This window comes from Streptomyces rugosispiralis (assembly GCF_024505145.1).
Taxonomy (GTDB): domain Bacteria; phylum Actinomycetota; class Actinomycetes; order Streptomycetales; family Streptomycetaceae; genus Streptomyces; species Streptomyces rugosispiralis.
On the sequence record NZ_JANIAA010000004.1, the window covers coordinates 472,061 to 482,724 of the forward strand.

A 10,664-nucleotide genomic window follows, 5' to 3' on the forward strand; every position below is an offset into this window, starting at 1 on the left:
CGGAAGATCGGAGTCCGGATATCCCGCACTTGAGGTGTTGCAGTCCGCGAATGAGAATACGCGGATCACATCCGCCGGGACAAGCGCATCTTGCGAGATCATGGGCCCCTTGGCGCCGCTTTGATGAGGAGCGGAAAATTCCGTCTGCGCGGAACCCATGAAGGATTCTCGAATAATCGTCAGGTTTGCCGCCCGGCGCCGTCCGCCGATTCAGGGCTTGTGGGCCACCACGATGGCGCAGCCGGCGCTGGGCACGGTGGGCAGCGCCGACTTGGCGGCGTCCAGCACCTCTTGCACGCTGACCCCGTGCCGCGCCTCGAACTCCCGGCGACAGCGCAGGATGCCGTCGATCATGCGGTTGGCGGTGTCCTTGGTGTTCTCGGTGACATCGGTCAGCTCATCGAGCACCAGCCCGGCGTCACCGACCAGACCGGGCCAGTCCTCCAGCCGGGTCAACGAGGTGACCACGGCGGGATCGTCGTCCGGCTGATAACTGCCGTCGCTCGGCGGGGTCACATCCGTGAGCACCACCCGGCCGCCCGGCCGCAGCACCCGGGCCATCTCCCGCAGCGCCGTCGGACGGTCCATGTGATTGATCGATTCGAATGCGAGTACGGCGTCGAAAGCCGCGTCGTCGAAAGGCATCGCCATGGCGTCGGCGTATTGGAATGCCACCCGGTCGGACACCTCGGCCAGCCGGGCGGATTCGGTAGCCTGTTTGACCTGGAGTTCGCTGATCGTGACGCCCAGGACAGCGGCGCCGGTGGCGGACGCCAGCCGCATCGCCGGTTTCCCGATACCACAGCCGACATCCAGCACCCGGTCTCCCGGCCCCACCCGCAGCCGTTCGATCAGCAGATCCGTGAAGCGATCGGTGGCCTCCTGGACCGAACGGGTATCGGACGGGCCGTCCCAGTAGCCGAAGTGGAAGTTGTCGTCCCACGCCATCTGCAGAAGCGGGCCCAGCGAGCTGTAGTAGTCCGACACCGTGCCGCCTGGCGGTACGGCCGAGGGAGAGGTCATGGCACTCCTCCTGTGTGCTCGAAAGATCGGGGCGGCCCAGGGCACATCAAGGCTCACCTGCTCAAGCGATCGTCCGGGGTTCCGGTAACGCGTCTCTAAAGTCACCGGCCGTGGCCTATTTGGTCTTGCTTTAGAACCGCGCCCCACGATGGGCCACGTGCTCGCACCGATCATCAATACGGAGCGGGAGTGCCGCCCATGACCACGAACACGCAGCCGTTCTCCGAGCGCCGTATGGGGTGCGATGGATAGCGCCGCGCCCACTCGCACACCGCAACACGCGGAACCCATCGCCGTGGTGGGAATGGCCTGCCGCCTGCCACACGCACCCAGTCCGTCGGCCTTCTGGCGGCTGCTGCGGGAGGGCGGGGACGCCGTCACCACCATGCCGGACGACCGCCGCCGGGTGCGCCCCGCCGCAGCCGATGGCCCCGCCGCCGATGGCCCCGCTACGGAGGGCCTCGCCGCCGATGGCCCCGCCACCGATGGCCCCGCCACCGATGGCCGTGCCGCCGATGGCCCCGCCACCGATGGCCGTGCCGCCGGTGGCTCCGCCGGCGACGGCTCCGACCGGTCGGCGCCGACCTGGTACGGCGGCTTCCTGGACCGCGTCGACACCTTCGACGCCTCCTTCTTCGGCATCTCGCCCCGCGAGGCCACGGCCATGGACCCGCAGCAGCGGCTGATGCTCGAACTCGCCTGGGAGGCGTTCGAGGACGCGGGAATCCGCCCCGGAACGCTGAAGGACAGCGCGACCGGTGTGTTCGTCGGCGCCATCTGGGACGAGTACGCCGCCCTCCTGCGCCGGGACACCACCGCGGCCACCCGGCACGCCATGACCGGTGTCCACCGCAGCATCATCGCCAACCGGGTCTCCTACGGCTACGGTCTGCGCGGCCCCAGCCTCACCGTCGACACCGCACAGTCCTCCTCGCTGGTGGCCGTCCACACCGCCTGCGAGAGCCTGCGCCGCCAGGAATGCGCCCTGGCCCTGGCCGGAGGCGTCAACCTCATCCTCACCGAGGACAGCATGGCGGCCGCCGCCGCCCAGTTCGGCGGGCTCTCCCCGAACGGGCGCTGCCACACCTTCGACGCCCGCGCCAACGGCTTCGTGCGTGGCGAGGGCGGCGCGGCGGTCCTCCTCAAGCCACTCGCCGCGGCCGTACGCGACGGCGACCCGGTGTACTGCGTCATCCACGCGAGCGCCATCAACAACGACGGCGCCACCGACGGGCTGACCTCCCCCAGCCCGGCGGCCCAGGAGGATGTGGTGCGCACCGCCCACCGGCGGGCCGGAGTCTCACCCGACCAGGTCCAGTACGTCGAGCTGCACGGCACCGGAACCCCCGTCGGCGACCCCGTCGAGGCGGCGGCCCTCGGTGCCGCGCTCGGCACCGTACGGACGGACGGCACACCGCTGCTCGTCGGCTCCGCCAAGACCAACGTGGGCCACCTCGAGGGCGCCGCGGGCATCGTCGGACTGCTCAAGACCGCCCTCGGCATCACCCACCGCCTGCTGCCGGCCAGCCTCCACTTCGCCACCCCGAACCCGCGGATCCCGCTGGCCGGGCTCGGACTGCGGGTCCAGGACCGGCTCGGCGAGTGGCCCCGCCCGGATCGGCCGCTGCTCGCCGGGGTCAGCTCCTTCGGCATGGGCGGCACCAACTGCCATCTCGTCGTCGGCGAAGCGCCCGCGCCCGTATCCACGTCCGTAACCGCCGACACTCCTACGCCCCCGCCCCCGCCCCCGCCCCCGGTCCTGGCCTGGCCGATCTCCGCGAAGACCCCCGCGGCCCTGAGCGCCCAGGCCGGGCGGCTACGGGACCATCTGGCGGACCACGACGGCCGCTCCCCGGCCGACATCGGACACTCCCTGGCCACCACCCGGACCGCCTTCGGGCACCGCGCCGTGGTCCTCGGCGAGGGCACCGACGAGCTGCTGAGCGGGCTGGACGCGCTGGCCGACGGCGCGGAGAGCGCCGGAGTGGTGCGGGGCAGCACCACCGACGGCGGGCTCGCCGTCCTCTTCAGCGGCCAGGGCAGCCAGCGAGCGGCCATGGGCCGTGAGCTGTACGCCGCCCATCCGGTCTTCGCCGCGGCGCTGGACGCGGTGTGCGACTGTCTGGACGGGCAGTTGGCCGAGCCGCTGCACGAGGTGATGTCCGCCCCAAGCCCGTCCCCGCGAGCCGCGTTGCTCGACCGCACCTCGTACACCCAGCCCGCGCTGTTCGCCATCGAGGTCGCCCTCTACCGGCTGGCCGAGTCCTGGGGGCTCACCCCCGGCCATCTGATGGGCCACTCGGTCGGCGAGATCGCGGCGGCTCATGTGGCCGGTGTGCTCACCCTGCCCGACGCCTGCACCCTGGTGGCCGCGCGCGGTCGGTTGATGCAGGCCATCACGGCGAAGGGTGCCATGGCCGCGCTGCAGGCCGACGCGGACGAGGCCGCCGGACTGCTCGCGGGGTGGGAGGACCGGCTGGACCTCGCCGCCGTCAACGGCCCGTCCTCCGTGGTGATTTCGGGCGACCACGACGCGGTCCACGCGACTGCCGCCGCGTGGCGCGAGCGCGGCCGCAAGGCCCGGCTGCTGAAGGTCAGCCACGCCTTCCACTCGCCGCACATGGACACCATCCTCGACGAACTGCGGGCCGTGGCCGCCGGGCTGACCTTCTCCGCGCCGGCCATCCCCCTCGTCTCCAATGTGACGGGACGGCTCGCCACCGCCGCTGAGCTCGCCGCACCGGACTACTGGGCCCGGCACGCCCGCCACGCGGTGCGCTTCATGGACGGTGTGCACACCCTCCTGGACGCCGGTGTCACCACCTTCCTCGAACTCGGGCCTGACGCCCCGCTCACCGCCATGACCCGCGAATGCCTCACCGCACAGCCGGGACCGGCTCCCGGGCGGCCACGCCCGGCCGCGGTGGCGGCACTGCGCCGAGACCGTCCCGAGGCGCGCACCTTCGCCGCCGCCATGGCCCAGGCGTATGTCCGCGGCGCCGAGGTGGCCTGGGACCGGGCCTGCGGTGGGCACCCCCGGCAGCGGGTCCCCCTGCCGACGTACGCCTTCCAGCGCGACCGCTACTGGCCCGGCACCACACCGGAATCCACCGCGCGGACCACGCGCGCCAACGGGACGAACGGCGTCTCGGACCCGGCGCCGCCCGTAGGAGAGTCAGCCGAGCCCGCCGACACGGGACCGGACCGGGATCCGCTGGAGGTCGTGCGGACCCAAGTGGCCCTCGTTCTCGGACACTCGGAGCCGGACGCCATCGACCCCGGCCTCACCTTCAAGGAGCTGGGCTTCGACTCGCTCGCGGCGACCGAACTGAGCGAGCGACTCGGCGCCGCCACCGGGCTGCCCCTGACCGCCACGCTCACCTTCGACCACCCCACACCCCTGGCCGTCGCCGACCACCTGCGGGCCCACACCGTCCCCGCCGCCACCCCGCCCGCGCCAACGGCCCCGGCACCGCGCGACGCCGACGAGCCGATCGCGGTGGTGGCCATGGGCTGCCGCTTCCCCGGCGGCGTCGACTCGCCCGAGGCGCTGTGGCGGCTGGTGGCCGAGGGCGTCGACGCGATCGGTGAGTTCCCCCGGGACCGCGGCTGGGACCTGGCCGGACTCTTCGACCCCGACCAGGACCGCCCCGGCACCAGCTACGCCCACGAGGGCGGCTTCCTCTACGACGCACCGGAATTCGACGCGGAGTTCTTCGGGATCAGCCCCCGGGAGGCGCTCGCCACCGACCCGCAGCAGCGGCTGCTGCTGGAAACCGCGTGGCAGACCTTCGAACGGGCGGGCATCCGCTCCACCGCCCTCCGGTCCAGCCCCACCGGGGTGTTCATCGGAGTGATGCCCCAGGACTACGGCCCCCGGCTGCACGAGGCGCCCAAGGGGCTCGACGGCCATCTGCTGACCGGCGGCACCCCGAGCGTGGTGTCCGGCCGGGTGGCGTTCACCTTCGGCCTGGAAGGGCCCGCGGTGTCGGTGGACACGGCGTGTTCGTCGTCGCTCGTGGCCATCCATCTCGCGGTGCGGGCACTGCGGCAGGGCGAGTGCGCGCTGGCCCTGGCCGGAGGGGTGACGGTGATGGCCGCCCCCGGCATGTTCACCGGCTTCTCGCGCCAGCGGGGCCTGTCCCCCGACGGGCGGTGCAAGCCGTTCGCGGCCGCCGCCGACGGCACCGGATGGGGCGAGGGGGTCGGCCTGCTGCTCCTGGAGCGGCTGTCCGACGCCCGGCGGAACGGCCACCGGGTGCTGGCGGTGATCCGGGGCTCGGCCGTCAACCAGGACGGCGCGTCCAACGGCCTGACCGCGCCCAACGGCCCCTCCCAGCAGCGAGTGATCCGCCAGGCCCTCGCCGACGCCCGGCTGGCCCCGTCCGAGGTGGACGCCGTCGAGGCGCACGGCACCGGGACCACTCTCGGCGACCCGATCGAGGCGCAGGCACTGCTGGCCACGTACGGGCAGCAGCGGCCGGAAGAGCGGCCCCTGTGGCTGGGCTCGCTGAAGTCCAACATCGGTCACACCCAGGCCGCGGCCGGCGTGGCGGGCGTCATCAAGATGGTGCTGGCCATGCGGCACGGACTGCTGCCCGCCACCTTGCACATCGACGCGCCCAGCCCCCACGTCAACTGGGACAGCGGCGCGGTGCGGCTGCTGACCGAGCCGGTGGAGTGGCCGCGCGACGGGCACCCCCGCCGCGCGGGCGTGTCCTCCTTCGGCATCAGCGGAACCAACGCGCATCTGATCGTGGAGCAGGCCCCCGGTCCGGAACCCGCCCCCAGCGGCCCGCGCCCGGACGAGGACGACCGGCCGGTGCCCTGGGTGCTCTCCGCCCGCGGCGCCGAAGCCCTCCGAGGACAGGCCCGGGAGCTGGCGGCCCATACGGACGCCGATGACACACCGTCGCCCCGGGACGTGGCCTGGTCACTGATCACCACCCGCACGGTGTTCGACCACCGCGCCGTCGTGGTCGGCGCGGACCGCGACGAACTCACCGCCGCCGTCGCGGCGTTGGCGGCCGACGAGACCCATCCGGGCGTGGTGGGCCCGGGTGTCACCCGCTCCGGTGCGGCCACTGACGCGGGCCCGGTGCTGGTGTTCCCCGGGCAGGGCTCGCAGTGGGCCGGGATGGGCGCCGGACTGCTGGACGCCTCACCGGTGTTCGCCGCCCGGGTGGCCGAGTGCGAACGAGCGCTCGCGCCGCACGTCGACTGGTCGCTCACGGATGTCCTGCGGGGAGCCGAAGGCGCCGCCGAGCTGAGCCGGGTGGACGTGGTGCAGCCGGTGCTCTGGGCCGCGATGGTGTCCCTGGCCGCCGTATGGGCCGAGTACGGTGTGCGCCCCGCCGCCGTGGTGGGCCACAGCCAGGGCGAGATCGCGGCGGCCGTGGTGGCGGGAGCGCTGTCCCTGGAGGACGGCGCGAAGGTCGTGGCGCTGCGCAGCCGGGCCCTGCGGCGCCTCGCCGGGGGCGGGGCCATGGCCTCGCTGGCGCTGGGCCATGAGCGGGCCGAGGAGTTGCTGACCGGGCTCGGCGACCGGGCCGCGGCGGTCGTGGTGGCGGTGGTGAACGGACCCGAGTCCACCGTCGTCTCCGGGCCGCCGGAGCAGGTGGCCACTGTGGTGGCCGCGTGTCAGGACGCGGGGGAGCGGGCGCGGATGGTCGAGGTGGACTACGCCTCGCACAGCCCCCAGGTCGATGAGCTGGCCGACGAACTCACGATGCTGCTCAGGGGAGTCGAGCCGGTCGGGACGCCCGGATCCTCCGGGGTGGTGTTCTACTCCACCGTGACCGGTGGCCGGGCCGACGCCTCCGTCCTGGACACGGGCTATTGGGTGCGGAATCTGCGGGAGCGGGTGCGGTTCGCCGACGCCGTCGAGGCGTTGCTGACGGCCGGGCATCAGGTGTTCATCGAGGCCAGCACCCACCCCGTTCTCACCATGGCGATGCGGGAGAGCTTCGAGCACGCCGGGATCGGCGCCGCCGCGGTGCCCACCCTGCGACGGGATCACGGGGACCTGGGCCGGCTGACGAAGTCGGTCGCGCAGGCGTTCATCGCCGGGGCCCAGGTGGACTGGTCGGCCGCCTTCCCCGCCGCCCCCACGCCCCGTACGGTCGATCTGCCCACGTACGCCTTCCAGCGTCGGCGCTACTGGCTGGATGCTCCCGGCGGGCCCGGCGGGGATCCCGGCGCCCTCGGCCTGGTCGCCGCGGACCATCCGCTGCTGGGTGCCGCGGTGCGGCTCGCCGACGGCAGTGGCCATGTGCTGACCGGACGTGTCTCCCCGCAGACGCACGGCTGGCTCGCCGACCATGTGGTGGCGGGCGTGGCCCTGGTGCCGGGAGCCGCGCTGGTGGAGTGGGCGCTGCGGGCGGCCGACGAGGCCGGCTGCGGTGTGGTGGAGGAGCTCGCGCTGCGGCTGCCGCTGGTGATGCCCGCGACCGGCGGCCGGTGTGTGCAGGTGGTGGTGGGCCCGTCCGCCGACGACGGGCGCCGCGACATCGCGATCTACTCCCTCCCCGACGACGGCCTGCGTGCGGGAGGCGACACCGACTGGATGTGCCATGCCGTGGGCACCCTCGGCCCCGCCGTACCGGAGAGCCGGTCGGGGGAGTTGCCCGGGACCTGGCCACCGCCCGGAGCGCGGCCGGTGGACACCGATGGGCTCTACGAACGGATCGCCGCATCCGGATACGCCTATGGCGCCGCGTTCCAGGGGCTGCGCGCGGTGTGGCGGGACGGCGCGGACCTGCTGGCCGATGTGGAGCTGCCCGAGGCCGCGGGAGAGCCCGGTGGCTTCGGTATCCACCCCGCCCTGCTGGACGCGGTGCTGCATCCGACGCTGCTGATGGACGGGGCGGACCGGGCCCAGGAGGAGGACAAGGGCCGGATGTGGCTGCCGTTCACCATCGGCGGTGTGTCCCTGTGGGCGGCCGAGGCCACCGCCGTACGCGTCCGACTCACGCCACGTCCGCGGACCGCCGAGGCCGACGGCGAGCGTGAACTGCGAGTCGTCGTCGCGGATGCCGTGGGCGCCCCGGTGCTGACGATCGACGCGCTGGTGCTGCGCCTCGCCGACGCCGATCGGCTGCGCTCCCCGAACACCGGCCGAGTGGCCACTGAGAGTGCCGGTGGTGGAAGCGTACGGCGGCGCGCCGCCGCTGCCGCCGGAGGGTCGTCCGTCGACTGGGCCGCCCGGCTGGCGAGGCTGTCGGCCGTGGAGCGGTACCGGACACTCCTCGGCCTGGTGCGCGACCACGCCGCCACCGTGCTGGGGCACACCGATGCCGAGGCGGTGCACGCCGAGGCCGGCTTCAAGGAGCTGGGCTTCGAGTCCCTGACCGCCGTCGAACTGCGCGATCGCCTCGCCGCCGCCACGGGCCTGCGGCTGCCCGCGGCCCTGATCTTCAGATATCCGACCCCGGAAGGCATCGCCCATCACCTTGTGCGGCGGCTGACCTCCGATGACGCCGAGGCCGCCCCGACCGCGATCGTCCCTCCGAGCACGCACTTGCCACGGCAGCCGACGGATGAAATGAGCGCGGCCCAGAGGCTGGAGTCCGCCTCCGCGGATCAGGTCCTTGAGTTTATTGACAACGAGCTTGGTGTGTCCTGAATGTGCCGGGCGCGACGATCGCTGAAGGCCGGGTGACCCTCATGGCGAACGAAGAGAAGCTGGTCGAGTACCTCAAGCGTGTTTCCGCCGATCTGCACGATACGCGTCTGCGGCTGCGCGAGGTGGAGGAGCGCAGCCACGAGCCGGTGGCCGTGGTCGGCATGGCCTGTCGCTTTCCCGGCGGGGTCACCTCCCCGGAGGAGCTGTGGGAACTGCTCGTCTCGGGCGTCGACGCGATCGGGGACTTCCCGACGGACCGTGGCTGGGACCTGGAGAACCTCTACCACCCCGACCCGGAGCACTACGGCACCAGCTGTGTCCGCCAGGGCGGTTTCGTCGAGGCGGACCGCTTCGACGCGGCGTTCTTCGGCATCAGCCCCAGGGAAGCGCTCGCCATGGACCCGCAGCAGCGGCTGGTGCTGGAGATGGCCTGGGAGTCCTTGGAACGTGCAGGTATCGATCCGGTGTCGCTGAAGGGGAGCCGGACCGGTGTCTACGCCGGTGTGTCCAGCCAGGACTATCTGTCCCGCGCCCCGCGCATCCCCGAGGGATTCGAGGGCTACGCCACCACGGGCGGACTCACCAGTGTGATCTCGGGCCGGGTGGCCTACACCTTCGGCCTGGAGGGGCCGGCGGTGACGGTGGACACCGCATGCTCGGCCTCGCTGGTGGCCATGCATCTGGCGGTGCAGGCGCTGCGGCAGGGGGAGTGCACCCTGGCTCTGGCGGGTGGTGTCACCTCGCTCGCCACGCCCATCATGTTCACCGAGTTCTCCCGGCAGCGCGCACTGGCGCCGGACGGCCGGTGCAAGTCCTTCGCCGCCGACGCGGACGGCACCGGCTTCTCCGAGGGCGTCGGGCTGGTGGTGCTCGAGCGGCTGTCGGAGGCCCGGCGCAACGGCCATCGGGTGCTGGCGGTGATCCGGGGCTCTGCCATCAACCAGGACGGCGCAAGCAACGGCCTCACCGCGCCCAACGATGTGGCCCAGGAACGCGTCATCGGCCAGGCGCTGGCCAACGCCCAGCTGGGGCCGGGCGATGTGGACGCCCTCGAGGCACACGGCACCGGCACCAAACTGGGCGACCCGATCGAGGCCGAGGCCCTGATCGCCACGTACGGCCAGAACCGCCCCGCCGACCGGCCACTGCTGTTGGGCTCGCTGAAGTCCAACATCGGCCATACGCACGCGGCGGCCGGTGTGGCGGGCGTGATCAAGATGGTGATGGCGCTCCGGCACCCCGGACTGCCCGCGAACCTGCATCTGGACGAGCCCACCCCGCATGTGGAGTGGGAGGGCAGCGGGCTGCGGCTGTTGAACGAGCCGGTGGAGTGGCCTCGCCTGGAGCGGCCCCGCCGTGCGGCGGTGTCGTCGTTCGGCATCTCCGGTACGAACGCCCATCTGATCCTGGAGCAGGCTTCTGAGGAGGATGTGCCGACCGAGCCGGTCTCCTCGGACTTGGGCATGGTTCCGTGGGTGGTGTCGGGGCGGGGTGTGGAGGCGTTGCGGGGGCAGGCCGCGGCGTTGGCTGGGTGGGTGGGGGGTGTGTCCGAGGTTTCGTTGGTTGATGTGGGGTGGTCGTTGGTTGCGGGGCGGTCGGTGTTTGAGCATCGGGCGGTGGTGGTGGGTGCTGATCGGGGTGGGTTGTTGGCGGGTGTGGAGGCGTTGGCGGGGGGTGTGTCGCATCCGGGTGTGGTGCGGTCGGGTGCGGCGGTGTTGGCGGGTGATGTGGGTCCGGTGCTGGTGTTTCCGGGGCAGGGTTCGCAGTGGGTGGGGATGGGCGCTGAGCTGCTGGAGGTGTCGGCGGTGTTTGCGGCGCGGGTGGCGGAGTGTGAGCGGGCGTTGGGGCCGTATGTGGATTGGTCGCTGTCGGATGTGTTGCGTGGGGTGGAGGGTGGGGCGGATTTGGGGCGGGTGGATGTGGTGCAGCCGGTGTTGTGGGCGGTGATGGTGTCGTTGGCGGCGGTGTGGGCGGGGTTTGGGGTGTGTCCTGCGGCGGTGGTGGGTCATAGCCAGGG

General features: G+C 72.7%; 3 protein-coding genes. 2 read left to right on the forward strand and 1 reads right to left on the reverse strand.

Going from position 1 to position 10,664, the window contains the following annotated elements:
• Positions 1-210: 210 nt before the first annotated feature.
• Positions 211-1,023, reverse strand: coding sequence for an SAM-dependent methyltransferase (locus tag NP777_RS10630; RefSeq protein WP_256649841.1), 813 nt, complete (start codon positions 1,021-1,023; stop codon positions 211-213).
• Between the two features lie 244 nt (positions 1,024-1,267).
• Here NP777_RS10630 and NP777_RS10635 point away from each other — a divergent pair, with 244 nt between their 5' ends.
• Both NP777_RS10635 and NP777_RS10640 read left to right on the forward strand, forming a co-directional pair.
• Positions 1,268-8,647, forward strand: coding sequence for a type I polyketide synthase (locus NP777_RS10635; RefSeq protein WP_256649842.1), 7,380 nt, complete (start codon positions 1,268-1,270; stop codon positions 8,645-8,647).
• A 41-nt stretch (positions 8,648-8,688) separates the two neighbouring features.
• Positions 8,689-10,664: type I polyketide synthase (locus tag NP777_RS10640; RefSeq protein WP_256649843.1), on the forward strand; the 1,976-nt coding region annotated here is incomplete at its 3' end.